The organism is Microbispora hainanensis, assembly GCF_036186745.1.
In the GTDB taxonomy this organism is placed as follows: domain Bacteria; phylum Actinomycetota; class Actinomycetes; order Streptosporangiales; family Streptosporangiaceae; genus Microbispora.
Genome location: NZ_CP108086.1, coordinates 1,710,003 through 1,736,092, shown reverse-complemented (window position 1 = coordinate 1,736,092; position 26,090 = coordinate 1,710,003). Strand labels below are relative to the sequence as shown.

The 26,090-nt window shown below is 72.1% G+C and carries 21 protein-coding genes and 2 pseudogenes; 12 read left to right on the top strand and 11 right to left on the bottom strand.

Annotation, left to right across the window (positions count from 1 at the left end; translation table 11 throughout):
- Window positions 1–25 precede the first annotated feature (25 nt).
- The 5 genes from OHB01_RS07890 (at window position 26) to OHB01_RS07870 (ending at window position 6,288) form a co-directional block, all read left to right on the top strand.
- On the top strand, window positions 26–1,519 hold the full coding sequence (locus OHB01_RS07890; RefSeq protein WP_147943041.1) for an MFS transporter: 1,494 nt from the start codon (window positions 26–28) through the stop codon (window positions 1,517–1,519).
- Between the two features lie 305 nt (window positions 1,520–1,824).
- The gene (locus OHB01_RS07885; protein WP_142649421.1) at window positions 1,825–3,045 is read left to right on the top strand and encodes an ATP-grasp domain-containing protein; all 1,221 of its coding nucleotides are present in this window, start codon (window positions 1,825–1,827) and stop codon (window positions 3,043–3,045) included.
- The gene (locus tag OHB01_RS07880; protein ID WP_328855159.1) at window positions 3,042–4,334 is read left to right on the top strand and encodes an MFS transporter; all 1,293 of its coding nucleotides are present in this window, start codon (window positions 3,042–3,044) and stop codon (window positions 4,332–4,334) included. The genes OHB01_RS07885 and OHB01_RS07880 overlap by 4 nt, the downstream gene beginning before the upstream one ends.
- Before the next feature lie 13 nt (window positions 4,335–4,347).
- The gene (locus tag OHB01_RS07875; RefSeq protein ID WP_328708962.1) at window positions 4,348–5,142 is read left to right on the top strand and encodes a cupin domain-containing protein; all 795 of its coding nucleotides are present in this window, start codon (window positions 4,348–4,350) and stop codon (window positions 5,140–5,142) included.
- 183 nt (window positions 5,143–5,325) lie between these two features.
- On the top strand, window positions 5,326–6,288 hold the full coding sequence (locus OHB01_RS07870) for an aldo/keto reductase (RefSeq protein WP_142649420.1): 963 nt from the start codon (window positions 5,326–5,328) through the stop codon (window positions 6,286–6,288).
- Between the two features lie 123 nt (window positions 6,289–6,411).
- Here the strand turns inward: OHB01_RS07870 and OHB01_RS07865 are convergent, their stop codons facing one another.
- From OHB01_RS07865 to OHB01_RS07855, 3 genes are read right to left on the bottom strand one after another with little or no spacing between them, the layout of a single operon-like run.
- Window positions 6,412–7,104, bottom strand: coding sequence for a response regulator transcription factor (locus OHB01_RS07865; protein WP_328855158.1), 693 nt, complete (start codon window positions 7,102–7,104; stop codon window positions 6,412–6,414).
- A gap of 14 nt (window positions 7,105–7,118) precedes the next feature.
- Entirely contained in the window at window positions 7,119–8,207 is a 1,089-nt protein-coding gene (locus tag OHB01_RS07860; protein ID WP_168066190.1) for a sensor histidine kinase, read from the bottom strand.
- Between the two features lie 42 nt (window positions 8,208–8,249).
- Entirely contained in the window at window positions 8,250–9,137 is an 888-nt protein-coding gene (locus OHB01_RS07855) for a UbiA family prenyltransferase (protein WP_168066188.1), read from the bottom strand.
- A 357-nt stretch (window positions 9,138–9,494) separates the two neighbouring features.
- On the opposite strand from OHB01_RS07855, the gene leuA reads away from it, so the two are divergent.
- The 4 genes from leuA (at window position 9,495) to OHB01_RS07835 (ending at window position 16,309) form a co-directional block, all read left to right on the top strand.
- Window positions 9,495–11,228: a 2-isopropylmalate synthase gene (gene leuA / locus OHB01_RS07850; protein WP_187280609.1), complete on the top strand. Its 1,734-nt coding sequence runs from the start codon at window positions 9,495–9,497 to the stop codon at window positions 11,226–11,228.
- 102 nt (window positions 11,229–11,330) lie between these two features.
- A complete protein-coding gene (locus tag OHB01_RS07845) occupies window positions 11,331–14,129 on the top strand; it encodes a helix-turn-helix transcriptional regulator (RefSeq protein WP_328708963.1) in 2,799 nt (932 codons plus the stop codon).
- 71 nt (window positions 14,130–14,200) lie between these two features.
- The gene (locus tag OHB01_RS07840) at window positions 14,201–15,523 is read left to right on the top strand and encodes an APC family permease (protein WP_328855157.1); all 1,323 of its coding nucleotides are present in this window, start codon (window positions 14,201–14,203) and stop codon (window positions 15,521–15,523) included.
- Window positions 15,524–15,631: 108 nt separating this feature from the next.
- Window positions 15,632–16,309 (top strand): phosphatase PAP2 family protein, encoded by a 678-nt coding sequence (locus OHB01_RS07835; protein WP_142649413.1) that lies wholly within the window; start codon window positions 15,632–15,634, stop codon window positions 16,307–16,309.
- Here OHB01_RS07835 and OHB01_RS39860 read toward each other — a convergent pair.
- From OHB01_RS39860 to OHB01_RS07825, 3 genes and pseudogenes are all read right to left on the bottom strand, one after another.
- Window positions 16,239–17,033: pseudogene (locus OHB01_RS39860) on the bottom strand (tyrosine-type recombinase/integrase); the annotation flags it as partial. The gene OHB01_RS07835 and the pseudogene OHB01_RS39860 sit on opposite strands and share 71 nt — an antisense overlap.
- A 117-nt stretch (window positions 17,034–17,150) precedes the next feature.
- Window positions 17,151–18,419 (bottom strand): annotated as a pseudogene (locus OHB01_RS39855) (RNA polymerase sigma factor); the annotation flags it as partial.
- A 103-nt stretch (window positions 18,420–18,522) separates the two neighbouring features.
- On the bottom strand, window positions 18,523–18,897 hold the full coding sequence (locus tag OHB01_RS07825; protein WP_142649412.1) for a YciI family protein: 375 nt from the start codon (window positions 18,895–18,897) through the stop codon (window positions 18,523–18,525).
- Between the two features lie 356 nt (window positions 18,898–19,253).
- On the opposite strand from OHB01_RS07825, the gene OHB01_RS07820 reads away from it, so the two are divergent.
- Both OHB01_RS07820 and OHB01_RS07815 read left to right on the top strand, forming a co-directional pair.
- Entirely contained in the window at window positions 19,254–20,069 is an 816-nt protein-coding gene (locus OHB01_RS07820) for a DUF998 domain-containing protein (protein ID WP_142649411.1), read from the top strand.
- A 426-nt stretch (window positions 20,070–20,495) separates the two neighbouring features.
- Window positions 20,496–21,227, top strand: coding sequence for a dienelactone hydrolase family protein (locus tag OHB01_RS07815; RefSeq protein ID WP_147943048.1), 732 nt, complete (start codon window positions 20,496–20,498; stop codon window positions 21,225–21,227).
- 109 nt (window positions 21,228–21,336) lie between these two features.
- Here the strand turns inward: OHB01_RS07815 and OHB01_RS07810 are convergent, their stop codons facing one another.
- The 5 genes from OHB01_RS07810 to OHB01_RS07790 all read right to left on the bottom strand — a co-directional run bounded on the left by OHB01_RS07810 (window position 21,337) and on the right by OHB01_RS07790 (window position 25,772).
- Window positions 21,337–22,686, bottom strand: coding sequence for a HAMP domain-containing sensor histidine kinase (locus tag OHB01_RS07810; protein ID WP_328855156.1), 1,350 nt, complete (start codon window positions 22,684–22,686; stop codon window positions 21,337–21,339).
- Window positions 22,683–23,354 carry a response regulator transcription factor gene (locus tag OHB01_RS07805; protein ID WP_142649408.1) on the bottom strand — a complete coding sequence of 224 codons (672 nt, stop codon included), beginning with the start codon at window positions 23,352–23,354 and terminating at the stop codon, window positions 22,683–22,685. The genes OHB01_RS07810 and OHB01_RS07805 overlap by 4 nt, the downstream gene beginning before the upstream one ends.
- Window positions 23,355–23,405: 51 nt before the next feature.
- A complete protein-coding gene (locus tag OHB01_RS07800; protein ID WP_168066186.1) occupies window positions 23,406–24,020 on the bottom strand; it encodes a hypothetical protein in 615 nt (204 codons plus the stop codon).
- A 340-nt stretch (window positions 24,021–24,360) separates the two neighbouring features.
- Window positions 24,361–24,942, bottom strand: coding sequence for a sensor histidine kinase (locus OHB01_RS07795; protein ID WP_328855155.1), 582 nt, complete (start codon window positions 24,940–24,942; stop codon window positions 24,361–24,363).
- Between the two features lie 380 nt (window positions 24,943–25,322).
- Window positions 25,323–25,772: a MarR family winged helix-turn-helix transcriptional regulator gene (locus OHB01_RS07790; RefSeq protein ID WP_142649405.1), complete on the bottom strand. Its 450-nt coding sequence runs from the start codon at window positions 25,770–25,772 to the stop codon at window positions 25,323–25,325.
- Between the two features lie 131 nt (window positions 25,773–25,903).
- Here OHB01_RS07790 and OHB01_RS07785 point away from each other — a divergent pair, with 131 nt between their 5' ends.
- Complete coding sequence (locus OHB01_RS07785) at window positions 25,904–26,083, top strand: hypothetical protein (protein WP_142649404.1); 180 nt, start codon at window positions 25,904–25,906, stop codon at window positions 26,081–26,083.
- Window positions 26,084–26,090 lie beyond the last annotated feature (7 nt).

Below are 26,090 nucleotides of genomic sequence, written 5' to 3'. Positions count from 1 at the left end.
CGACCACGCTGACAAGGAGACCCGCATGAGCGAAACGACGGCGGCCGCCCGGCGCGGCCGCGGCTGGATCGAACACTGGAACCCGGAGGACGAGGAGTTCTGGGAGACCACCGGCCGCCGGGTGGCCCGGCGCAACCTGATCTTCTCGGTGTTCACCGAGCACCTGGGCTTCGCTATCTGGGTGCTGTGGTCGGTGGTGGTGCTGAGCCTGCCCGCCGCCGGGCTGCCGATGAGCGTGTCGGAGTCGTTCTGGCTCGTCTCCGTGCCCAACCTGGTCGGCTCGGCGATCCGGATCCCGTACACGTTCGCGGTGCCGCGCCTCGGCGGCCGGTTGTGGACGGTGATATCGGCGGCGCTGCTGCTGGTGCCGTCGGCGCTGCTGGCGTTCGTCGTGCCGAGCGGGTGGCTGGCCGCGCAGGACCACGACACGACGTTCTGGGTCCTGCTCGCCTGCTCCGCCACGGCGGGCGTCGGCGGCGGCAACTTCTCCTCCTCGATGGCGAACATCTCGTTCTTCTATCCGGAGCGGCGCAAGGGCTTCGCGCTCGGCCTCAACGCGGCCGGCGGCAACCTCGGCGTCGCGGTCGTCCAGCTCCTGGTGCCGCTGGTGGTCGTCGCGGGCGTGCCCGTGGCGGCGTCGGGCACACAGGTCCACCTCGCGTACGCCGGGCTCATCTGGATGCCGTTCATCGTGGTCGCCGCGCTCGGCGCCTGGTTGTTCATGGACAGCCTGGCCGAGGCCAAGGCCGACCCCCGGTCGTACGCCGCGGCGCTGCGGCACGGGCAGACCTGGATCGTGTCGCTGCTCTACATCGGCACGTTCGGCTCGTTCATCGGGTTCTCCTTCGCGCTGCCGCTGGTGATCAGGACGACGTTCCCGGAGTTCCTGGCGCAGCATCCGTTCATCCGCGACTACCTCGCCGGGCTGGGCTTCGTCGGGGCGCTGGTCGGCTCCGTCGCCCGGCCCTTCGGGGGCAGGCTGTCCGACCGGTACGGCGGGGCCCGGGTCACGCTGGCCGTCTTCGCCGGGATGGTGGTGGCGACGGTCGCGGCGGCGGGCGGGGTCATCCGCCACGACTTCGGCCTGTTCTTCTGCTCCTACCTGGTGGTCTTCGCCTGCTCCGGGGTGGGCAACGGCTCGACGTACCGGATGATCCCGGTGATCTTCGGCGAGCTGGGGCGCAGGGAGGCGGCCAGGCGCGGCCTCGACCCGGCGGCGACCGCGCCGGACTACAAGCGCAAGGCGGCGGCCGTGATCGGCATCGCCGGGGCGATCGGCGCGTTCGGCGGGTTCCTGATCCAGCAGGTGTTCCGCGTGGCGAGCACCGACGCGGCGAGCGCGATGAAGGGCGTGACCGGCGCCGCGGCGGCTCGTGTCGCACAGGAGCACGCGGGCTGGTCGCTGCCCGCCCTGTGGATCTTCGTCGGTTCCTACGTGCTGCTCGCCGGGCTCACGTGGTGGACCTACCTGCGGCGCGGGCCGAGCCGCGCGCCGAGCTTCGCCTACGCCCGGGTGTGAATTTTCGTAGCACCCCGGCGTAACCAAAGTTGTAGGCCGTCTGCCCCTTACGTCATCCGGCCTGGTCATTAGGGTGCGCGGCCGTTGTGGCGGCCATGGGCGCGTGCCAGCGTGCTGGTCAGAGGGCACGCGAAACGGTTCACCAGGGATGTGGAGGGATTTCGATGGCACGTCGCATTCAAGTCGGCAAGCCGACCAGGAAGCCCCAGTCGAACGCCGCGCCCGACCTGCGCACCCCGTCGGGCCGCCGGCTGCCCTACTGACCGCTGATCACCCGCATCCAGGAGAAAGAAGGGAGGGACCCGGTGAGCGACCTCGTCATGGTCATGCCCTACCGGGCGTTCGTCATCAAGGCCCGTGAGGAGGGGCACCGGATCTGCGCGGTCTGGGATCCCACCCTGCAGACGCCGGACTACCTGGCCGGCATCGCCGACCTGGCCGACGCCTTCGTGCTGACGGACTTCTCCGACCCCGTCGCGTTCGACCGGACCGTACGGCAGGCGGTGCGCGACTTCGACCCCGATTTCGTCTACCACATCGGCGCCGAGGAGAGCATGCTCGCGACCTACCGCATCGCGGAGGACCTCGGCAAGGCGGTCAACCCCGCACGCTCGATCGAACTGCTCAACGACAAGCTCCAGCTCCGGCGGCTGCTCGCCGGGCACGGCCTGTCGCCGGTGCGCTTCGCCCACGCGGCGCGCTGGCAGGACGTGCCCGCCCTGCTCGACGGCTTCGAGCTGCCCGTGGTCGTCAAGCCGACGGAGCTGGCCGGCAGCCGGGGCGTCTACCTGCTGCGCGAGCCCGGCCAGGTCGCCGAGTGGGGCGCGCTGCTCGACTCGTACGGCTACGCCGGCCCGGTGCTGGTGGAGGAGTATCTGCGCGGCCCCGAATTCAGCGTGGAGTCGCTCAGCGACCACGGCCGCCACCAGGTGGTGGGCGTCACCCGCAAGGTGCTCGGCCCGCCGCCGCTGTTCGTGGAGGCCGGGCACGTGCACCCCGCGCCCGCCGGGCCGGACACCGAGGCGATGGCCGAGCTGACGATCGAGATGCTGCGGCTGACCGGATACCAGACCGGCCCGGCCCACACCGAGATCATCTGGACCGCGGCCGGTCCCCGGATCGTCGAGTCACAGGCGCGGCTCGGCGGCGACCAGATCCCGCGCCTGGTGCAGCTCGCCACCGGGCTCGACATCGAGCGGGCCGTGTTCCGGATCCTCGGCGGAAAGGCGCCGGGCACGGTGGAGCGCCGTGCGGTCGCCCACATCTCCTACTTCAGCCTGACCCCCGGCGAGGTCCGCGCCGTCTCCGGCGTGGAGGAGGCCAGGGCGCTCGACTACGTCGACATGCTGGAGTTCCCGTTCCGGCCGGGCGACCGGATCCCGGAGACGGTGGACTGGCGCACCCGCCACGGCTTCGTCGTCGTGACCGGGGAGACCGAGGAGCAGGCCGTCGCGCGGGCGCGGCACGTCCACTCGCTCGTCCGGGTCGAGGCGGGCGAGCCCGTCGGAGCGGGTGTGACGTCGTGAACCTGGCCGCACTCCACCCGGCAGTGCTTCATCCCAACCTGCGCATCCGCATCGCGGTCGGCTTCCTGCAGCGCCTGCTCGACTCGATGGTCATGTCGTTCATGGCCATCTATCTCGCCTTCGAGTACGGCGTGGCGGTCGCGGGCGTGCTGGTCGTGACCGTCATGGTGCTCGGCGTCGTGGGCACGCTGGCGGGCGGGCACATGTCCGACGCCCGCGGGCGGCGGCGCACGCTGCTGCTCGGCGAGACCGGCGTCTGCCTGACGTTCGCGCTCATGGCGGTCGCCGACTCGCCCTCCTGGCACAACCCGGCGATCGTCTACTGCGGCTACCTCGTCAACAAGTTCGCCGCGAGCTTCGCGATGCCGGCGAACGACGCGATGATCCTCGACGTCACGACCCCCGAGAGCCGCAAGCTCGTCTACACGATCAACTACTGGTCGATCAACCTCGCGCTGGCCGTCGGCGCGCTGCTCGGCGGCTTCCTCTACAACGGCCACTTCACGCTGCTGCTGGCCCTGGCGGCCACGGGCACGGTCGCGATCGCCGCGGCGACGTACTTCTTCATCGCGGAGACCAAGCCCGAGGACACCGAGCCGACCGGGCCGGGGGAGAGCGGGCCGCGCGGGTCGATCCTGCGGGACTTCGCCAACGGCTACCGGCTGGTGCTCCAGGACCGGGCCTTCGGCCGGCTGCTGATCGCCGCCACACTGTTCATGTCCATCGAGCTGCAACTGATCAACTACATCGGCGTACGGCTGGCCAGAGATCTGCCGGCGCAGGACCTGCTGTCGATCGGCTCGTGGTCGATCCGCGTGGACGGCGTGGAGATGCTCGGCATCCTCCGCGCGGAGAACACCGTGCTGGTCGTGGCGCTCGCGCTCGTCGCCCACGTCGTGCTGCGCCGGGTGCCCGACCGGGTCCGGCTGTACGCCGGAGCGGGGCTGTTCGCCGCCGGATACATGGTGCTGGCCGTCAGCGACACCGGCTGGGTGCTGCTCGTGGCCGCGCTGGTGCTCACCATCGGCGAACTGATGGACGTGCCGGTGCGGCAGGCGCTGCTCGCCGACATGGTGCCGGCCGCGTCCCGCACCCGCTACATGGCGGTCTACAACCTCAACATCCGGGTGGCCCTGGTGGTCGCGTCGCTGTGCATCACGATCGGCTCGGTCCTTCCCCCGTGGGGCATGGCCGCGATGTACGGCGTCTTCGGCCTGGTGATCATCTGGCAGTACCACGCGATCCTCACCCGCCCCGCCGCCCGTGCCGAACAGCTCGCGCGGGCGTGACCAGGGAGACGCCATGAATCTCACCGTCCGAGAGGCCGTGCAGGAGACCCGGCAGGACGCCCGGCAGGACACCCGGCAGGAGACCGGCGTGGTGCTGCGGGGCGCGGAGCTGGAGTATCGGCGGCACGGCGACTGCTGGGTGAGCCCGGTGGCCGGCCCGCACATCGGCGCGTGGCACTCCACGGTCGAGGCGGTCCGCATCCCCGCGGGCCGCCAGTGGTCGCCGCCCGGCGCGGCGGCGGCCGAGCAGGTCGCGGTCGTGCTGGCCGGCGCGGGCGTCGGCACCGTGGGCTACGAGATCAGCCGGATGCGCGCCGCCTCGGCGTTGTATTCGCCCGTGGGCAGCCCCTACTCCCTGTCGGCCGGCGACCGGGAGATGACCGTCTACGTCTGGAGCGCCGTGCCGTCCTCAGGCGGCACGGGCGCCGCGGGCCCGGCCCGGTTCCGCTCGCTCTGGAACGGCGAGACCTGGCTGACCCCGCCCGTGGCGAGCGTGCTGTTCCGGCCGGGAGCCGGTCGCGCGGGGCTCTGCCTGCGTTGCGGGATCATGCTGCCGGGCGAGACGCTCGGGGTGCGTCAGCACGAGGAGAGCGAGACCGTGTACTTCGTCTTCGAGGGTGAGGGGCAGTTCTACCTGCACGACCGGTGGGTGGAGCTGGGGCCGGGCGACGGCGTCTTCGCGCCGCCGGGCGTCCGGCACGGAGCCCGCAACCCCCACACGGGCCGCCTCGCCAGCCGCTTCGTCGTGTTCGGCGGCTCCGTGGCCGAATTGCCGTCATATCTGCATGATGGTGTGCCGGATTTGTGATGCGGTCGGTCGCAGTGATAGGGAAAACTGGGGGCGGAAAATCCGCCTCGCGCAATATGAGTGGTATCCGGTGCATCATCGACTTTCTCGAATCTCCATTATTTTCAACGGTGTCCACGTGAATGACCAAGCGATATCCAAACCAATCAATCTGTCACCGCGACCCGGCACGCGGGCGGCGTCATGCGACGCGTGAACCTCGGCGGGCAGGGCCTGGTCTCCACGAGCCTCGGGCTCGGCTGCACCGCGCTGACCGGCGCGTACGGCCCGGTCGACCACGATGAGGCGATGCGGGTCGTCATGCGCGCGCTCGACGGCGGCGTGTCGCTGATCGACCTGATCGACGCCGACGGCGAGGCCGAGCGCCTGGTGGGCAAGGCCGTCGCCCACCGGCGCGACGAGGCCCTGATCGCGGCGGCGCCCCATGGCCCCGGATACGGCCGCGCGGCCGGACGGACCGGCGCCGGCCGCTGGGAGGGGCGAGACCACGTGTCCCGCCCCGAGGACCTCGGCCGCGCCTGCGACGCGTCTCTGGCCCGCCTGGGGATGGAGCAGATCGACCTGTTCGTGGTGGACCCCGGCGCCACCGGCGCGCCGATCGAGGAGACGATGGGCGTGGCCGGCCGCCTCCAGGACGCGGGGAAGATCGCGCACATCGGCGTTCGCGGCGTCGACGGAAACCGGTTGCGGCGCGCGCACGCGGCGCGGCCCGTCGCCGCCGTCGCGGTGGAGTACTCCCTGTGGCAGCGCCGGGCGGAGCTGGAGGTGCTGCCGGTGGCGCGCGAGCTGGGGATGGGCGTCGTCGCCGGCCGGCCGCTCGGCCGGGGCTTCCTGACCGGCCGGATCACCTCGCCGGTGCAGCTCGGCCCCGGAGACGTACGCCGCCTCGACCCGCGTTTCTCCCAGGAGAACCTGGAGGCGGAGCTGCAGCGGCTGCGCGACGCCCAGGGGGTGGCGGCCGACATGGACATCGGCATCGGGCGGCTGGCCATCGCCTGGCTGCTGGCGCGCGGCGACGACATCGTTCCGGTGCCGAGCACGCGCGACCTGGTCCATCTGGAGATGAACCTCACCGCGACCGGCATCCTGCTGCCCGAGCCGGTCAAGGCCCGCCTCGCAGGGACGTATCCGCTGCGGGAGGAGTGAGCTCGCCCCTGTCAGCTCACCTCAGGGACAGGTCACCCCCTGCCGGGGCCGCGGCGGGGGCCGTGGCGCAGGGGCTCAGAGGCTCAGGGACTCAGGGGTTCAGAGGCTCAGGGGTTCAAAGACTCAGGGGAACGAGCGCTGTCCCCGTACGGGGGTGTTCGGACGGGGGCGGGGCGCGGGCTGGTCGCGGCGCGGCGAGATGAGCGAGGCGGCGAGCGCCTTGTTGACCGCGTCGATCCGGGAGACCGCGCCGAGCTTGGTGAAGATGTTGTGCAGGTGCCTCTTGATCGTCGCCTCGGTGAGCGTGAGCCGGGTGGCGATCTGGTAGTTGCTCAGCGCCTGGGCGGCGAGTTCGAGGATCTCCCGCTCCCTGTCGGTCAGCACCACCTTCGATCCGCCCCCCTGCACCTGGGCGAAGGAGTCGCGCGAGACGGCGAGCACGAGCCGGTCGGGCTCGTCCCTGACGCTCCTGACGGCCGAGATCAGCTCCTGGCGGTGCACGCTCTTGAGCAGGTAGCCGCGGATGCCCGCCGACAGCAGCCGGCTCAGCAGCTGCGGGCCGTCGTACATGCTGAGGATGATGATCTGCGACTCGGGCGAGATCGCGCGCATGCGGGTCACGGTCTGCGTGGCGTCGTCGCCGGGGATCTCGACGTCGAGGAGGACCACGTCGGGGTGCTCCCGCTCGACCAGGGCCACCGCTCCCTCGGAGTCGCCCGCTTCGCCGACGACCTCGAAGTCCTCCTGGGTCTCCAGGATCTCGCGTAGACCCTCCCTGAACAGCGCGTGGTCGTCGATGATGGCGATGCTGATCATTTTGTCCGATTCGCTCATGTGCCTAGCCCCGAGAAGGGCACGTACAGCTCGACGTGCGTGCCGTGGCCCGGCCTGCTGGTGATGGTGGTCGTCCCTCCGATGATCGCGGCCCGTTCCTGCATCGACATCAGGCCCACCCCGTCGGAGCGGCGGCCTCCTTCGTCGAAGCCCAGTCCGTTGTCCTCCACCGACGCCCGCAGCTCGTGAGGGGCGAAGGCGACCCGGATCAGCACCTTGGTGGGGTTGCCGTGGTTGAGCGCGTTCCTCGTCGCCTCACGCAGGATGAGGAAGGACTCGTCGCGCACCGTGGGGGAGGCCCATGTCTCGTCCCCGCTGACCCGCAGCCGGATGTCCACCTCGTCCATGTCCACGGTCTCGAGGTAGTACAGCAGGGCCTTCTCGAGGCTGTTGAGCGGCTCCTGCGGGTGCAGTTCGCTGGTGACCGCACGCAGGTTCTGCATGGTCTCCAGGATGGCCTGGTGGGCGGTCTCCACTTTGGCGGTCGCCGTCGCCGGCTTGGTCGCCCGGTGCAGATCGTACAGCTCCAGTTGCCGGTGGGCGACGCTGAGGCCGTGCCCGAGCCGGTCGTGCAGCTCCCTGGCGATCCGGCGGCGCTCCTCGACCTGGGCCTCGTGGACCTTGTCGAGCAGAAAGCTGGAGTAGCTGGCCGACGCCTCCCTGATCCGGGTCGTGATGCTGCGTTCCAGCCCGAGGACGACCAGCGTGAGCAGCCGCATCGACTCGGCGTCGCCGGGCATCCGCTCCATCAGGCAGGTCACGACCGCCTGGAACCATACCGACGCCGCGCGGAGCGACTCGTCCGGGTGGACCCCGCTCGCCGCCCTGGTCGCACCCACCTCCCACGCGATCATCTTGTGGGAGTCGCCCACCTTGATGGTGCCGGCCCGCAGCGTCTCCGCCACGTCGTCGAGGATCTGCTCCGCGTTCGCCATCGCCTGCCGCAGCGCGATCGGGTCGCGGCTGATCGGGCTGTCCAGGGCCGCGAGGTTCCGTGCGTACGCTTCCAGAATCTCGGAGCGATGCGCTTCAAGGAATGCCTCGAAGTCCGGGACCGCCGGTCCGAGTTCTCCGTCTCCCGCCAATGGACCCTCCGAGAGGAAGCGGACGAGTGCCTCCATCCTGGACTAAGCCGCACGCCCAGACAATAAGAATTGTGACACCAGTGGGAGAAGGACGGCCAAATGCACGGCGTATTGCGTTGTCATGAACGCCCGGTACGGCAGGCGGCGGCGCATCCGGGACCCCTGGGAAAGCGGAGTAAGCGTCACCACGACGAGCAGTGAGGCGCCGGTGAGCATCGCGACGGGCGCGAAGCCGAGTGGCACTCGCAACAGCAGCGCGACCGCGCAGAAAGCGAGCGCGACAGACGCGGCGACCGCCGACAGCAGCAGCCTGACCGGCCATTCTCCGCGGCTCACCGCGAACGTCACGCGCCCGGCGGAGCGGTCGCCCGCGATGTCGGGCAGGTCCTTCGCCGGCGAGCCGACCAGACCCATCCACAGCGAGGCCGCGACGGCGAACGCGGGCAGCGCGATCGCCTCCCGCCCGGAGGGGCCGGCCCCGCACGAGGTGTAGCCGGCGCAGTAGGAGAGCACACCGGCCACCCCGCCGATCACCGCCGTGGCGCTGGACCACTTCTTCAACTGGAAGGGCGGCGCCGAGTAGAGGTAGCCGAGCACGAGCACCGCCGTGACCAGCCAGATCATCGGCCCGCCGAGCAGCAGCGCGCCGAGCAGGGCGGCCGCGGCGGCGGCCCAGGCGATGACCCGGGCCTGGGCGGGGTCGAGGTCGCCGCGCGCGATCGGCCGGCGCGAGCCGTTGACACGGTCCTCCCGCACGTCCATCACGCCGTTGAACAGGTAGACGAAGAAGATCGCGAACTGCCACACCAGGGCCCCCGCCACGAGGCGGAACGGGTCGGCGGGGGCGAGCCCGGCGTCCAGGGCCGCGCCGGCGGCGAACCGCAGGAAGAAGATCGCCAGAACGGACGGGCGCGCCTCGGTCAGACACATTCCGAGGATTCGGAAAGGCGAAATCGAAATGGCCGGGAATGCTGCTCTGCTGATCGACATGTCCCGGAGTATGTGTCCGATTCAGGGGGTCGTTAAGAGGGCTGCCCGGGAGGTTGTACCGGGACTACAACTTTCGATACCCCTACCGATCGTACGGGTGATCCGGGGCGCACTCTAGTTGCTTCTCTCTTGCCCCTTGACCAGGGCGCTTGTAGCTTCGGCAGCGTACCGGTCAGCGAATCACCGGCAATTTGGACGGGCTTCCGGAAGGAAGTAGACGCGATTCGCGGACAGCTTTCGGATAAACGGTCGGTCGCGAATTCGGTGGCAAGTCGCCGGATGAGAAAGGAATTCCTCATGAGCAGCTCTCCTTCCCGTTACTCGGCCTTCACCCCCGTCCGCCTGGCGGACCGGCGCTGGCCGGACCGGACGATCGAGGCCGCCCCGCGATGGCTGTCCACCGACCTGCGCGACGGCAACCAGTCGCTCGTCAACCCGATGAGCCCGGAGCGCAAGCTCGCGATGTTCGACCTGCTCGTACGGATGGGTTACAAGGAGATCGAGGTCGGGTTCCCGGTCGCGAGCCAGGACGACCACGACTTCGTGCGCATGCTGATCGAGCAGGACCGGATCCCCGACGACGTGCGGATCTCGGTCCTGGTGCAGGCGCGCGACGAGCTGATCCGGCGGACCGTGGAGAGCCTGGCCGGCGCGCCCCGGGCCAACATCCACCTCTACAACGCGACGGCCCCGCTCTTCCGCCGGGTGGTCTTCGGCATGACGCGTGACGAGTGCCGCGACCTCGCCGTCGAGGGCACCCGCCTGATGATGAAGTACGCCGAGGCCACCCTGGGCGACTGCGACCTGGGGTTCCAGTATTCGCCGGAGCTGTTCAACGAGACCGAGCCCGAGTTCGCCCTCGAGGTCTGCGAGGCGGTCATGGACGTCTGGCAGCCGGAGGAGGGCCGGGAGATCATCCTCAACTTCCCGACGACGGTGGAGCGGTCGCTCCCGCACGTCTTCGCCGACCAGATCGAGTGGCTCGACCGCAACCTGTCGCGCCGCGAGCACGTCTGCCTGTCGATCCACCCGCACAACGACCGGGGCACCGGCGTGGCCGCCTCCGAGCTGGCCCTGCTGGCCGGCGCCCAGCGGATCGAGGGCTGCCTGTTCGGCAACGGCGAGCGGGCCGGCAACGTCTGCCTGGTCACGCTCGGCCTGAACATGTACACGCACGGGGTCGACCCCGGCATCGACTTCTCCGACATCACCGAGATCCGGCGCACGGTCGAATACTGCAACGAGATGCAGGTCAGCCCCCGCCACCCGTACGGCGGCGACCTCGTCTACACCGCCTTCTCCGGCTCCCACCAGGACGCCATCAAGAAGGGCTTCGACGCACTGGCCGTGGAGGCCGCCGAGGCCGGCGTCAGCGTCGACGACCTGCCGTGGCGCATGCCGTACCTGCCGATCGACCCCAAGGACGTCGGCCGCACGTACGAGGCCGTGGTGCGCATCAACAGCCAGTCGGGCAAGGGCGGCGTGGCCTACATCCTGAGCGCCTGGCACGGGCTGAACCTGCCCAAGAGCCTGCAGGCGGAGTTCGCCCGCGTCGTGCAGGCCCACGCGGACGGCACGGGCGGCGAGATCACCCCGGCCGTCGTGCGCGACCTGTTCGACCAGGAGTACCTGTCGCGGACCGAGATCACCGTGCCGCTCGGGCTCGGCGGACGGCCGCTGCAGACCACGCTCTACATCGACGGCGCGCGCTTCGACATCGCCGGGTCGCGGGCCGACGCGATCCGCACCCTGGGCGCCCGGCTGGCGGTCTGGAACGTGGACGTGCAGATGGTCCACCGCACCGGCGTGGAGGCCGCGGCCGGCAGCGCGGAGGACCGGGAGGTCGCGGTCTACGCCGAGTGCGTGATCGACGGACGGCAGGTCTGGGGTGTGGGCCTCGACCACGACGTGGTCGCCGCGTCCTTCGCGGCCGTCCGCTCGGCACTGGCCCGCGCGGGCGAATCGAACGCGGAAGGCGCGGCGGAGCGGGCCGGCGAGAGCGTTTCCGCTCGAATGACGCTGGTCGGCTGATCGGCCAAATCTAGACCAAATATAGAAGGTTAACAGCAAGTCACGGCAATTGTGAAACCCGGCCGTGCGGCCGGGAAACGAACGAAATTCGGGAGGCTCATTATGGCCCTGGTTGAGCGGGAAGAGGTGTTGGCCTCCCTTGAGGACATGCTGGCCGACGCCGTCACCGGCAGAGGGAAGATCGCGATCGTCGGCGGGCCCGTCGCGACGGGCAAGACCGCACTGCTCAACACGCTGGTCGAGGACGCGCTGGAGCACGGCGCCCTGCCGCTGACCGCGACCTGCTCGCAGTCGGAGTCGGGACTGGCGCTGGCCGTGCTGTCGCAGATCCTGCACAACGCGCCGCTCACCCCCGAGGAGGAGGAGCGCACCCGCAACCTGCTGCGCGAGGGCGCCCGCTGCGCCATGTCGGCCGACCCGCTCGCCGACTACGTCGACCAGGTGGACGCCCACATCGTGCACGCCCTGTGCATGGTGCTCCTCGAACTCGCCGAGCGGCACCCCCTCATGATCGTGGTGGACGACATCCAGCACGCCGACCGCGCCTCGCAGCTCTGCCTGGCCTACCTCGCCCGCCGGCTGCGCTTCGCCCACATCCTGGCGATCTTCAGCCAGTCGGAGGAGACGTGGAACGCCCCGTCGCTGTTCCAGACCGAGCTGCTGCGCCAGCCGCACTGCCGCCGCCTCCCGCTGTCGGCCCTGTCCCGCGAGGGTGTCGAGATCATGGCCGCCGACATCGTGGGCGACGACGTCGCCCGGCGGTTCGCCGCGGACTGGCACGCGGTCAGCGGCGGCAACCCGCTGCTCGTGGGCGCGCTCATTGAGGACCACCTCGCCGCGGCCGACGCCGGAGGAGCCCCGGCGCCGAGCGAGACGGACGCCGCGATCGACGAGATCGTCACGGGCGACGCCTATCGCCAGGCGGTGCAGTCGTGCCTGCGCCGAGGCCATCCGCTCGCGGCCCGCGTCGCCCGGGGCCTGGCCGTCGCCGGCGACCCCGGCCACCTCGACCGGCTGCTCGACCTCGACGCCGGCGTCGTCGTCCAGGCGCTCAACGCGCTGCACAACGCCGGACTGGTCGGCGCCGACCTCCACCTGCGCCACCCCCAGGCGCGCGCCGCCGTGCTCGCCGACCTCGACCGGCACGAGCGGACCGACCTGCACCGCAGGGCCGCCGAGCTGGCCTACGGCCAGGGCGCCCCGGCCGCCGTGATCGCCGAGCACCTGCTGGCCGCCCAGCACAACGGGGGGCCCTGGGCCGTACCGATCCTGGAGGAGGCGGCCCGGCAGGCGCTCAGCGAGGGACGCGTCGAGCCCGCCGTCGACTACCTGCGCCTGGCCGACGGGGCCTGCACCGACGACCAGCGCCGCGCCACCATCAAGACGACGCTGGTGCGGGCGGAGTGGCGGCTCAACCCCAGCGCCCCCGCCGCCCATCTCGATGAGCTCACCGACGCCATGCACCGCGGCCACCTGCGCGGCTCGGACGCGGTCGTGCTGGCCAAGGCGCTGCTGTGGCACGGCAGGTTCGACGACGCCCGCGACGTGCTCGACCACCTGGGCCGGATCGGCTCGATCATGGACGCGGAGACGGTGGCCGAGATCCGTGCCGCCCGGCCGTGGCTGCGCTGCTCCTACACACCGTTCCTGGCGCACCTCCCGAGGGTCACCGACATGAGCACGCAGGCGCCGCCGTCCGCGCCGGTCATCGGCCGGCTGGAGGCCGCCACCGCGCTCGCGTCGGTGCTCACCAAGGGCCCGCACCCGCAGACGCTCGCCGACGTGGAGCGCATCCTGCGCAGCTCCCGCCTCGACGACATGTCGATGGACGCCGTCGAGTGCGCCCTGCTCGCGCTGATCTATGGTGAGCGGCCCGACCTGGCCGCTCCCTGGTGCGACCTGTTCTTCGAGGAGGCCGCCAGCCGGCGCGCCCCCAGCAGGCAGGCCCGCCTCGCGGCGCTGCGTGCCGAGATCAGCCTGCGGCAGGGCGACCTCGAGGGCGCGGAGGGCCTCGCCCAGACGGCCGTACGGCTCATCCCGCCGACGAGCTGGGGGGTCGCGGTCGGCGCCCCGCTGTCGGTGCTGCTGACGGCCGTGACCGCGATGGGCCGGCTCGACGAGGCCGTGCAGCTCGTGAACCAGCCCGTGCCCGAGGCCATGCTGCAGACCCGATACGGCCTGCACTACCTGAACGCGCGGGGCCGCTACCACCTGGCGACGGGCGACCTCGGCATGGCGCTGCGCGACTTCCAGACGTGCGGCGAGCTGATGGGCTCCTGGAGCCTCGACTCGCCGGGGCTGGTCTCCTGGCGTACGGGCGCGGCCGAGGCACTGATCGGCATGGGCCGCGCGGAGCGGGCCCGGCCGCTGCTGGACGAGCACGTGGCGCGCTGCGCCCCCGGCCCGGTCCGCGCCCGCGGCACCGGCCTGCGGCTGACCGCCGCCGCGAGCGAGCCCCGGCAGCGTCCCCCGCTGCTGCGCCGCGCCGCCGACATGCTCCAGGCGAGCGGCGACCAGTACGAGCTGGCCCGCGCCCTGGCCGACCTCGCCGACGCCTACCAGGCGGTGGGGGAGCTGCGCCGAGCCCGTACGGTCGCCAGGCAGGCGCAGCGGATCGCCGAGGAGTGCGAGGCCATCCCGCTGGTCAACGCGCTCACCCAGGGCAGCCCCGGGCAGCCGGCCGAGCCGCCCCGCACGGAGAGCGGCCCGTCCACGCTCAGCGAGGCCGAGCGCCGGGTGGCCGCGCTCGCCGCGGTCGGATACACCAACCGCGAGATCGCCGACAAGCTCTACATCACGGTCAGCACGGTCGAGCAGCACCTGACCCGGATCTACCGCAAGCTCAACGTCACCCGCCGCTCCGACCTGCCCGCCAGCCTCGAGTTCAGCACCTCCGCCTGAGACCGCTCCACGCCCTCGGCCGGCCGGGAGACCCCCGGCCGGCCACTTCCCTGACTGGAAGGTGAACGCGCATGACTCAGACGAGCGTCACACCTGTCACCCCTGCCGCCACATCGGCCGCAACACCGGCGGGCCGTCTCACTGCGGCCCAGGGCACCGCGATGTACGTCGGCGCGGTGCTCGGCACGGGCGTCATCGCCCTGCCCGCGCTCGCCGCCCAGGCGGCCGGACCGGCGTCGCTGCTGGCCTGGCTCGGCCTGGTCGTGCTGTCGGCCCCGCTGGCCGCGGCGTTCGCCGCGCTCGGCGCGCGCCACCCGGACTCCGGCGGCGTCTCCACCTACGCCCGCCTCGCCTTCGGCGACCGGGCCGCGGTCGTCGTCGGCTGGTGCTTCTACTTCGCGATCCCGCCGAGCGCCGCCGCCGCGGCCCTGTTCGGCGGCGAGTACGTCGCCGCGGCGGTGGGCGGCGGAACCGGCACCGCGACGCTGACCGCGGCGGGCCTGATGGCGGTCGTGACCGTGTCGAACGCCTCCGGCCTGCGGGTGACCGGCCGGGTCCAGCTCGGGCTGGCCGGGCTGCTCGTCGCGTTGCTCGTCGTCGCCGTGGCCCTGTCGCTCCCGCACGCCGACCTGGCCAACCTGCGGCCGTTCGCCCCGAACGGCTGGACGGCCATCGCCCCGGCGGCGGCCCTGCTCGTGTGGAGCTTCGCCGGCTGGGAGGCGATCACGCACCTCGCGGCCGACTTCCGCAGGCCGTCAAGGGACCTGCCCAGGGCCGCCGCGGCGGCCGTCGTGCTCGTCGGCGTCCTGTACCTGTCGGTGGCCTTCGCCACGGTCGCGGTCCTCGGCCCGGCCGCCGGAGGTGCGCGGGCGCCCCTCGGCGACCTGCTGGCCCTCGGCCTCGGCGGCAACGCCCGGCTGCTGGCCGCCGCCGCCGCGCTGCTGCTGACGCTCGGCGCGATGAACGCGTACTGGGCCGGTGCGGCCAAGCTCGGCGCCGCCCTCGGGCGCGACGGCGCCCTGCCCGGCTGGCTGTCCCGCGGCAGCGTCGCGGGGGAGGTGCCCCGGCGCAGCCTCACGGTCGTCGCCGTGCTGTCCTTCCTGGCGCTCGCCGTCGTGTACGCGGCGGGGACGGGCATCCGGCCGCTGGTGCTGATGACCAACGGGTCGTTCGTGGTGGTCTACGCGATCGGCGTGGCGGCCGCGATCCGGCTGCTGCCGCGCGGCCGGGCCAGGGCCGCCGCCCTGCTCGCGCTCGTGGCGGTCGCCCTGCTGGTCGCCGCGTCGGGCGTCTACCTCGTCTGGCCGCTGCTGGTCGGCGGCGCCGCCCTGGCGTACGCGCGGTTCGTCCGCAGGGAGGAGGCCGTACCCGGGGGTGAGCAGCCCGACCATTGACGAAAGTGGAGGGTCACCGGCGACCTTCCGAGAGTGCCCGCCGTGCCGTCCGGTCTCTAGGGTCTAGGGGCCGGACGGCACGGCGGGCAGCGGCACGAAAGGGAACCGGTGGGGAACCAGATCGAGGACGTTCCGGACATCAGCGCGGAGTGGTACCGGGAGATCACGGCGTTCGCCCTGCACACCCCCGGGTGGGTGCGCGACGCGGCGGCGGTCGCGACGGACGCCGTCCCCGTGATCCTCTTCGCGCTCCTCGTCTTCGGCTGGTGGCGGGCGCGGCGCGGGGACGACCGCACGATGGCGCTCGCCCTGCTCGCACCGGTCGCGGTGGTGACGGCCTACCTCGCGAGCGAGGGCGTCAAGAGCGTGCTGCGGCTGCACCGCCCCTGCTGGGACCTCACCGACGTGGTCACGGTGGCGACCTGCCCGCCGTACGGCGACTGGTCGCTGCCGAGCAACCACGCGACGTTCGCCGCGGCGGCGGCCGTCGGGCCGGCCGTCCTGTGGCGCGGCGTTGTGGCGGTGGTGGCGCCGGTGCTCGCGCTGTTGGAGGCGTTCTCCCGGGTCTTCGTCGGCGTGCACTATCCCCACGACGTGGCGGCGGGGCTGCTGCTCGGCGCGCTGGTCGCGCCGGTGGTCCTGCCGGCCCTGCGGAGCCCGGCGACCGCGCTGATCTCCGCGATGCGGCGGCGCCCGGCGCTGGCGGTGCTGGTGGCTACGGGCCGCCCGCCACCCGGACGAACCCGTGCAGGGTGCGGGCGCTGGCGTGGCCGGACAGGGACATGAGCATCGGCGCCGACCAGCCGTCCTCGCCGAGGTGGGCCAGGCGCGAGTGGCGCAGGCGGTGGAGGGTGTAGCCGCCGCCCTCCGGGTCGAGCTCCGCGGTGGCCCGTTTGAACAGATACTCCGCCCGCTCGTACGACAGGCGGCCCCGGCCCGTGTGGGGGCACAGGTCGGCCGCCGCCGGCATGCGGCCCGGCCCCGGCCTGCGGTCGGCGAGGAACAGCGGGCCACGGCGGCGGTCGCCGACGAGGAGGGGAAGGAGCGCGGCCGTGCCGGACTGCCAGCGCAGCCAGTGACCCCTGGCCTTCACCTCGCCGCGCATGCCGGGCAGGTCGAGGTGCTCCACGTTGAGCGAGAGCGCCCATTCCGCCGGGGCCGCGCTCTCGTACAGCAGCAGCCAGAGTGTGCGCTCGCGCAGCGGGAGGTCCTGCCGCTCCCACAGGCTTTCCAGGCGCGACCGGTCGATGGGGCGGGTGCGGCCACGAGGTTCGGGCCGCCGGTCGAGCGGGGCGGCGAGGTCCGCGGCGGCCCAGCCGCGCTCGGCCGCCCACGCGGCGAACGACCGCAGCGCCGCGCGGTGCCGGTTCCAGGTCGCGCCCGCCGCCGTGCCCCACGCCGCGGCGAAGACCTCGGTGATCCGGTCGGACGTCACGTCGCGCAGCGGGACGTCTTCGCCGAGGTGCCGGCACAGCCGCGTCAGAGTCTGGTTGTAGGACCGGACGGTGTCGGCGCTCAGACCTGGCCGGGTGAGGAAGAGCGTCATCGCCCCGCCGAGGGTGACGTCCCCGCCCGCCGTCTGCCGCCCTGCGGCCCTTGCGGACAGTGAATTCGCGGGTTCGGCGTTCTCGGCGCACGTCGCGGCGCGGCGCAGCAGCACCGCCCGTTCGGCGGTGTTGCGGGTGAGGGACGCGGCGCGTTCGAACTCCGCACGGGCTTCGTCGTGCCGGCCGAGCCGGGCCAGCAGGTCCCCGCGTACGGCGGGCAGCAGGTGATAGCCCTTGAGCGCCGGTTCTCCGGTCAGCGTGTCCACCAGCGTGAGACCGGCGCGCGGACCATGGGCCATGGCCAGCGCGACCGCGCGGTTGAGCTGGACCACCGGCGTGGGCAGCACCCTGACGAGGGCCTCGTAGAGCGCCGCGATCTGCGGCCAGTCGGTCTCCTCCGGGGTGGCGGCCCGCGCGTGGCAGGCCGCGATGGCCGCCTGCAGCACGTACGGGCCGAGGGGGCCGCCCGCCTGCCGCGCCCGCAGCAGCGCCGCGAAGCCACGCCGGATGAGCAGCGGGTCCCAGCGCCCCCGGTTCTGCTCGTGCAGCACGACAGGCTCCCCCGACGGGCCGGTGCGCGCGGCGGAGCGCGACTGCTGCAGTTCCATCAGCGCGACCAGGCCGTGCACTTCGGCCTCGTCCGGGGCCAGATCGGCCAGGAGGCGGCCCAGGCGCAGCGCCTCCAGGCACAGGGACGGGCGCATCAGGTCGTCGCCCGCCGTCGCCGAATATCCCTCGTTGAACACGAGATAGATCACTTCGAGCACCGACGACAGCCGGGCCGCCCGCTCGGGCCCCGATGGCACCTCGAAGGGGACGTGCGCGTCGGCGAGCGCCCGCTTGGCCCGCACGATCCGCTGCGCGACGGCGCTCTCGGAGACGAGGAAGGCCCGCGCGATCTCGTCGGTCCGCAGGCCGCCGATCAGCCGCAGCGTGAGCGCGACCCGGGCCTCGGTGGACAGCACCGGGTGACAGGAGACGAACATCAGCCGGAGGACGTCGTCGCCGATCTCCCCGTCGAGAGCGTCCACCACCTCGTCCACGTCGCGTTCACCCTCGTCGGGGCGGGTGGTCAGATCGTGGGCGAGCAACTCCTGCCCGCGGTCGCGCCGCTCCTCCCGGCGCAGGTGGTCGACGGCCCGGCGCTTGGCGACGGCCATGAGCCAGGCGCCCGGGTTGTCCGGGACGCCCGCCTCGGGCCACTGCTCCAGCGCCGTGAGAACGGCGTCCTGCGCCAGCTCCTCCGCCAGGCCGACGTCGCCGATCATCCGTACGAGACCGGCGACGATCCTCGCGGACTCCATCTTCCAGACGGCGTCCACGACGCGATGGGCGTCCAGGGAGGTCACCCGACCGATGACAGCATCGGCCCGTCCGCCGCGCAACCCGGCGCGTACGCCGCCGGAGGCCGGACGCCTGCCTGGTCACGGCCTCGCCGGCGCTCTCCGGGTGTCAGCGGGGGCCGTCCTCGGGGGCGTCTCCGGGGGCGTCTCCGGGGGCGTCTTCGGGGCCGAACACCTGCTGGATCAAGCCCTCGCCGTCACCGACGATCTTCCAGAAGCGGCGGGCCAGCTCCACGGCCTCCTCACGGGAGCGCGCCTCGACCAGGGCGAAGCTGACGATCGCCTCCTTCGCCTCCGTGAAGGGGCCGTCCGTCACGGTGATCTCGCCCCCGGAGGAGACCATCCGCACCCCGCCCGGCTCCAGCCCACCCGTGGCGAGCAGCACGCCGGCCCGGGTCATCTCCTCGATGAAGGCGCCCATCTCGGCCATCATCGCCGCGTCCGGGGTGCGGGAGCCGCCCTTGGTGGTCATCAGAAACCGCATCGTCGTTCTCCTTCTTTCTCTGGTCCTGTGGCCGGCCGGGCCGTTCGCCGGTCCCTGCCGTCACCTCCACGTCGTACGGGCCGGGCCGGAATCGACAGGCTCCGATCCTGGCACGCCGTGACCTGGGCCGACGCCTCGATGTGACAGGGAATGCGCATGTGACAGGGAATGCGCATTCGCGACCGTTATCGCAGGTGGGCGGGGTTGAAGGGCGGCCGGGCGGCGGGAGCGGGCGCGGATGGTCGAATCGCGCCGCCGCCGTTCGACGCGTGAGCGAGGCCGGACACCACCCCGGCCAGGACACCGAAGGCCGGACGAGCCAACCCCCGGCCGGGACACCGAAGAAGGGAACGGCCATGACCGCCACGCAGGACACCGCCCAGCCCACGACCCAGCTCACCTCTCAGCTCACCTCTCGGCCGACGTCTCGGCTCATCGGGCGGCAGGCCGCACGGCGCTCCGCATCGGGCACCCCGGGCTCGTCGGGCGCGGCGGGGGCGACGGGTGCCACGAGCCTGGCGGGCTCCACGGGATCGACGCGTGCGCTGCTCACCTGCGCCGCGCTCACCACGCCCGTCTTCGGGATCGTCTCGCTGACGCAGGCGTTCACCCGCGAGGGGTTCGACCTGCTCCGTCACCCGCTGAGCATGCTCAGCACCGGCGACCTCGGGTGGCTGCAGATCGCCAACTTCTGGATCACCGCCGTCCTGACGGTCGCCGGGGCGATCGGACTGCGCCGGGTCATGCGCGGCACGCCCGGAGGGACGTGGGCGCCCAGGCTGCTGCTCGTCGAGGGCGCCGGGCTCGCGGCGGCCGGGGTCTTCAGCATGGACCCGGGCGACGGCTTCCCCGCGGGCACCCCGCTGGGTGCCCCGGCCGGGATGAGCTGGCACGCGATGCTGCACATGGCGGCCGGCTCGGTGGCCTTCACCTCGCTCATCGCGGCCTGCTTCGTGCTCGGCCGGCACTTCACCCGCGCCGGGCGGGCCCGGCATGCGGTGGCCTCCCGGCTCGCCGGCCTGGCTCTCCTGCTGGGCAACGGGTGGGCCATGTCCGGCGGGCGGGCCGGTTCCCTCACCCTGTGCGTCGGCGTGCTCGTCGCGATGGCCTGGGTCTCGGTGGTCGCCGCCGTCAAGCGCGCGGACCTCACGGGTGACGCCGCACGACGCTGACCACTCCGAGGCGGACCGGCGCAGACCAGTTCCGCGCTGACCGGCCCGGTGGCTGACCAGTTCCGCGCTGACCAGTTCCGCGCTGACCAGTTCCGCGCTGACCAGTTCCGCGCTGACCGGCCCGGTGCTGACCGGCCCGACGCTGACACGCCCCGTGCTGACCAGTCCGGCGCTGAGAGTCCGGCACTGACCCCGGCCACGCGCTGACCCTGGCCACGCGTCGGCCCCGCCGACGCGGAGACCGCGCAGAGCCCCCGGTGATAAACCACTGGGAGCTCTGCGCGTTCTGGTGATACGTTCTGCGTCGCCGTGCATTGCCGCGACCCGAGGAGGTGAGACCGATCAACGCTGTGTCAGGTCGGGGCTCCCTCCGTCGCATGGTCTAGGGAGCGCCCGCAGAAGGCATCCCGAAAGGCGTGTAACGCGTTGCGTTTCATTTCTCGGACGTCGTCGGACGGCGTCACCGAACAGCAGTTCTTCCTCGGCGAGATCCCCGGTGTGCTGTGGACACCGGAAGGCGCCGCCGGGGCTCGTCCCCTGATCCTGATGGGCCACGGCGGCGGGCAGCACAAGAAGGCCCCCGGCGTCGTGGAGCGCGCCCGCCGCTTCGTCGCCGAGGGCGGCTTCGCGGTGGTCGCGGTCGACGCGCCCAACCATGGCGACCGGCCGAAAACAGAGGAGTTCGCCCGGGTCGCGGCCGGATTGCGGGCCGGCATGGCCGCGGGTGAGGACGTCGCCCCGCATCTCGCCACCATGCACACGTTCCTGGCCGGTCACGCCGTGCCGGAATGGCAGGCGGTCGTGACCGTGGCGCAGAAGCTCGACGTCGTCGGCACCGGCCCTGTGGGCTACTTCGGCATGTCGATGGGCTGCGGGCTCGGCGTGCCCTTCGTCGCAGCGGAGCCCCGGGTCCGCGCGGCGGTGCTGGGCCTGCTGGGCGTGGACGGGCTGGCCGAGGACGCCGCCCGGGTCACCGTTCCGGTCCGGTTCCTGCTCCAGTGGGACGACGACAGGGTGCCGCGAGACCGGGCCCTGGCGCTGTTCGACGCTCTGGGGCCGGCCGACAAGACGCTGCACGCCAATCCCGGCGGCCATGGGGAGATCCCCGAGTTCGAGACCGGCAGCTCGCTGCGGTTCTTCGCGCGGCACCTCGGTTAGCGCCTGTACGGCGTTCGGACCTTCAGGCAGGCCCGAGGCTGCGGGTGCCCACGATCTCCGCCGACTGCAAGGAGCCCCGGGCACTCCCTGGGCATCCCCCCGGGGGTGCCTAGGGCTCCGCCTGCTCGGCACACGTCGGCAGGGTCAGCCGCAGTAACGCGCCCCTTTCACACGGCACGGCTTCGGCCGTACCGCCGTGAGCCTCGGCGACCTGCCGGACGATGGCCAGGCCCAGCCCGGAGCCAGGGTGCGCGCGGGCCGCGGGTGATCGGTAGAAGCGGTCGAAGACGAATTCGAGATCGCTGTCGGGAATCCCCGGGCCGGTGTCCGCGACCTCGAGGGTGCCCGCCTTGACGCTGATCTTGATCCGGCCGTCGGGCGGGCTCCACTTCACGGCGTTGTCGACGAGGTTCGCGACGGCGCGTTCCAGGGCGTCGGGGTCTCCGTGGACGAGAGTGGGCGCGCAGGTCAGCTCGAATCCGATCCGCGGGGCCCGGTGCGCCGCCCGGGCCGCGACGCGTTCGGCGACGAGGTCGAGGCGGACGTCTTCCGTGTGGAACGGCGCCTGGCCGTAGCGGGCCAGGTCGATCAGGTCGTTGACCAACGTCTTGAGTTCGCCGGCCTGGCCGAGCGCTTCGGCGGCGAGGAGCGGGGCCTGCGCGTCGGCCAGGTTCTCCGACAGCAGTTCGAGGTTCACCGTCAGGCTCGTCAGCGGTGTGCGCAGTTCGTGCGAGGCGTCGGCCACCAGGCGGCGCTGGGCACCGACCGATTCGTCCAGGGCGGCGGTCATCGCCGCGAACGCCGAGCCGAGCCGGCCGATCTCATCCCGGCCGTCGGCGGGGATCGGGATGGACAGGTCGCCGGTCGTGCGGATCAGCTCGACGGTCTCGGTGAGCTGGTGCACCGGGCGCAGGACGCGACGTGCCGCCAAACGTGAGGCCAGTGCCGCCAGGAGTCCGGCGGCCACCGTCGAGCCGGCGAGCAGCCAGGCGAGTTCGCGTAGCGTGGGCGCGGGATCGGATTCCGGGATGGCCGTGCGTACGAGCGTTCCTGGTGTGTCCGGCAGCCGGGCCGTGTAGACCCGGTAGACGACTCCGTCGTAGGCCGCGTCACGGAAGTAGGCGCCGGAGGTGCCGTCCGCGACGGCGACGTCGCGGGCGGTGAGGTCGACGAACTCCGTCGACGGCCCGATCCGGACCGGGTCCGGCACGATCTGCAGCTGGGTGCTTCCGATCGCCAGCGGAGCAGTCGGGAAGCCCGGCTCTCCGTTGGCGTCCCTGAACTTGGCCTTGATGGCCGCGGCCACGCTCGGTGCCCGGTCGGCGGCCGCGACGAGCGCGCTGTCGATCTGGCCGCGAAGGTTGGCGTTCACGGCCGGATAGAGGACCACCGACACGAGCACCAGGGCGCCCGCGACCACGGAACCGCCGGCGATGGCCAGCCGGGTGCGCAGGTTCATGGTTCCTCGCGCAGGACATACCCCAGGCCGCGCACCGTCTGGATCAATCTGCTGCCGCCGTCCGCTTCGAGCTTGCTTCGCAGGTAGCTGATGTACACCCACAGCGCGTTCGACTCGGGGCCGAAGTCGTAGCCCCAGACGGACTCGAAGATCTGGGTCCGGCTCAGCACCCGGCCGGGGTTGCGCAGGAACAGCTCCAGCAGGGACAACTCCGTCTTGGTCAGATCCAGGCGCCGGCCGGCGCGCTCGGCCCTGCAGCCGCTGACGTCCAGGTCGACGTCGGCGAAGCGCAGCACTTCGGCCCTGGCGCCGCTGCGCCGGAGCAGGGCTCTCAGCCGGGCCCGCAGCTCCTCCAAGGCGAAGGGCTTGGTCAGGTAGTCGTCGGCCCCCGCGTCGAGCCCGGCGACCCGGTCGACGACCAGGTCGCGGGCTGTGAGCATCAGGATCGGCGTGTCGTGCCCGCCCGTGCGCAGCGCCCGGCACACCTCCAGCCCGTTCGGTTCGGGCATGAGGACGTCGAGCACCACCGCGTCCGGGCGGAACACGCCGTGCTCGGCGAGGGCGGACGCCCCATCGGCGGCGGATGACACGTCATAGCCGTCCCGGCGCAACGCATGCTCCAGGGACCGCCGCACAGCCGGGTCGTCGTCCACCACGAGTATCCGCATGGTCGCCCATCCTCACCCTCGATGCCGCAGTTGTGTGAGACGCGGTGGCTGTCAGCCCTGGCTCAGTGACCGCTTCAGGTCGCGTAACGCGGCTTCGAGCCGGTCGGAGCCCACCCCGAGCGAGGCGGCGATGTCACCGAAATCCCTGGACGTCGGGCGGACTCTGTCCGACGCCACCAGAGCGGCCAGAGCGGCCTTGGCCTTGGCTTGACCGACACCGAGCGCCGCGGCCAAAGACGCCGCCGCGGCGTCGGTGGTGAACGGCGAGTCCTGCGAACCATCTTGGGCCTTTGGGCCCGCGCTGTCAGGCTTGCCCTGATTGTCGCCACCGGATGCGGGCTTGGCGACGATCGGTCCCAGAGCATCCCGAACCTGCGAGACCGGCAGTTCCAGGCCGGCCGCGACCGCCGCGACGAAGGCATCCGGCGTGAGGTCGGCCGAGCCGGCCGGCGTCGTCTTGGCCGCGACCAGCGCGGCGTCGAGCCGCTCGGTCGTCACCCCGACCTTCGCCGCGATCGCGGCCAGATCGGCGTCCGCATCCGCCCCGGCCCTCGCGCCTGGCTTGATCGTCGCGTCGTCGGATTTCACCGCGCCGGGTGTCGGGGCCGGACCGGCCGCCGCGGCCGTACCGCTCGCGGCCAGCGTGGTGAGCGTGATCGCGGCCACGACCAGTCGTGTGCGTTTCACCATCGTGATGCCTTTCGTCCACGAAGCGCGCCGGACGATTACCGGCGTCCTGGCGACAACGCAAACATCGCGGCCTCTGGCGTGGTTTCAGCCACCTTTAGAGGTTCCTTAGAAGGGCCGCGTTGTCCCAAGCGAGCGATCGATCGGTCATGTCGCCGACGATAACGCCGCACGGCGAACAGCCACCGGTCTGAACGAGACGGCCACGCGACGCGCGTACGCCGGCGACAGCTGATCGCTGTCCCTGCGGGGTGGGTGGTGGGGGAGCTGGTCGGGAGGGGCTGGACGAGCCCATTGGGAGGGGGCGGCCGGGCCGGGGTCATTCGCGGGGGAGTTCCGCGCTCACGATGGTCGGGCCGCCGGGCGGACTGTCCACCTGGAACCGGCCGTCCAGCGCGGCGACCCTGCGGGCCAGCCCGGACAGGCCGCCACCGCCGGGGTCGGCGCCGCCCCGCCCGTCGTCGCGCACCCGCACGACGATCGTGTCGCCGTCCTCCACGATCTCCACCCGCACCTGCCCCGCCGCCGCATGCTTGGCGGCGTTCGTCATGGCCTCCCGCACGACGAAGTAGACCGCCGTCTCCACCTCGCCGGGCGGGCGGGCGGCGAGGCCGTACGCGACCGTGACGGGTATCCCGGCCCGCTCGGCGACGGCGGACAGGGACTCGCGCAGCCCGAGCGTGTCGAGCTCGGCCGGGTAGACCCGCCAGGCGACCTCGCGCAGCTCGCGCAGGGCCTCCTGCGCCTCCTCGTGGGCCTGATGAAGCAGGTCGTCGAGGAGCTGGGGACTCCGCCCGCGCCGGGCCCGCCCGATCAGCACGGCGAGGGCGACCAGCCGCTGCTGCACGCCGTCGTGCAGGTCGCGTTCGATCCTGCGCCGCTCCTGGCCGACCGCGCTCACGATGCCGGCGCGGGTCCTGGCCGGCTCGTCGATGCTCCATCGCCCACCCGGCGATTCCTCCGATTTCGGTGCTGTTCATGCGGATTGACGCTAGAAGCCGGGTGGTGCGGTCACCATGAGGGGCGCCGCCGGGCTTCCTACGGTGCGCCTCACATCAGGGGTGCCGAAAACCGCAGCTCCGGACGGTCATCCACAGGCTGTGGATATCGGCGTGCCGCTCGGCCGCCGGTCCTCCAGGGAGGCGGCCGGAATGCGCCGGAAGATGATGAGCATCACCTCGCCATGCAGTACGGCGTCGGCCGCTCCACCCTCCGCCGCATCGTTCACGGGCCGGGGAACGATCGGAGACGACCAACGCATCGTTCGCGCCTGCCCCGAGATCAGAGCTGCATGAGCTTGCAGACCAGGGCAGTGAGCTGGGCGCGTTCGCCGGTGGTGAGAGGGGCGAATGCTTCTTCCAGGTAGGAGGAGACGGTGCTCTCGGCCTCGGCGAGGCGTTCGCGGCCCTTGTCGGTGATGGTGACGGCGTAAGAGCGGCGATCGTCGGGGTTGCGTTCGCGGCGGACGAATCCGGACTGCTCCAGGTCGTCGCACACGTTCACCATGACACTGCGGTCGATCCGCAGTTCCTCGCTGAGCGCCTGCTGGGAGCAAGGGCCGACGGCGTCGAGCATCTTCAGCACCAGGTGCTGGCCGACGCCGAGGCCGTGCCGGGTGGCGTGGGCGTCGGCGGCGCGGGCCAGGTACGCCGAGGCGCGGCACATCGCGATGTCCGGGCGTTCGGCCGCCAGCGTCGGGAAGTACGCCGGCCGGGCGGGCTTGGAAGGCATGGGTCTCCTGCATTGTCGACCCGTCCGAGGCTACCAGGGCCATCTGTCAGGCGATTGTTTGACAGCAGATTGTTTGTGAGAATACGGTTTCGTCTTGCTGTAGATCATCTGCTCAAAGACGGAGGGCTCTGGTGATGCGTTCCGACCGCCGGGCGGCGGCGGCCCTGATCCTGCTGTGCGCAGCGGCGTTCCTTACCGCCGGATCCTTCTCGCTGCTCGGCGTGCTCATCGCCTGCCTCGGCCTGCGAGCCGGCGTCGAACCCGCGGCCGGCGAACCGGCGACCACCGCACCGACCTCCACACGCGCATGAGGAGCAT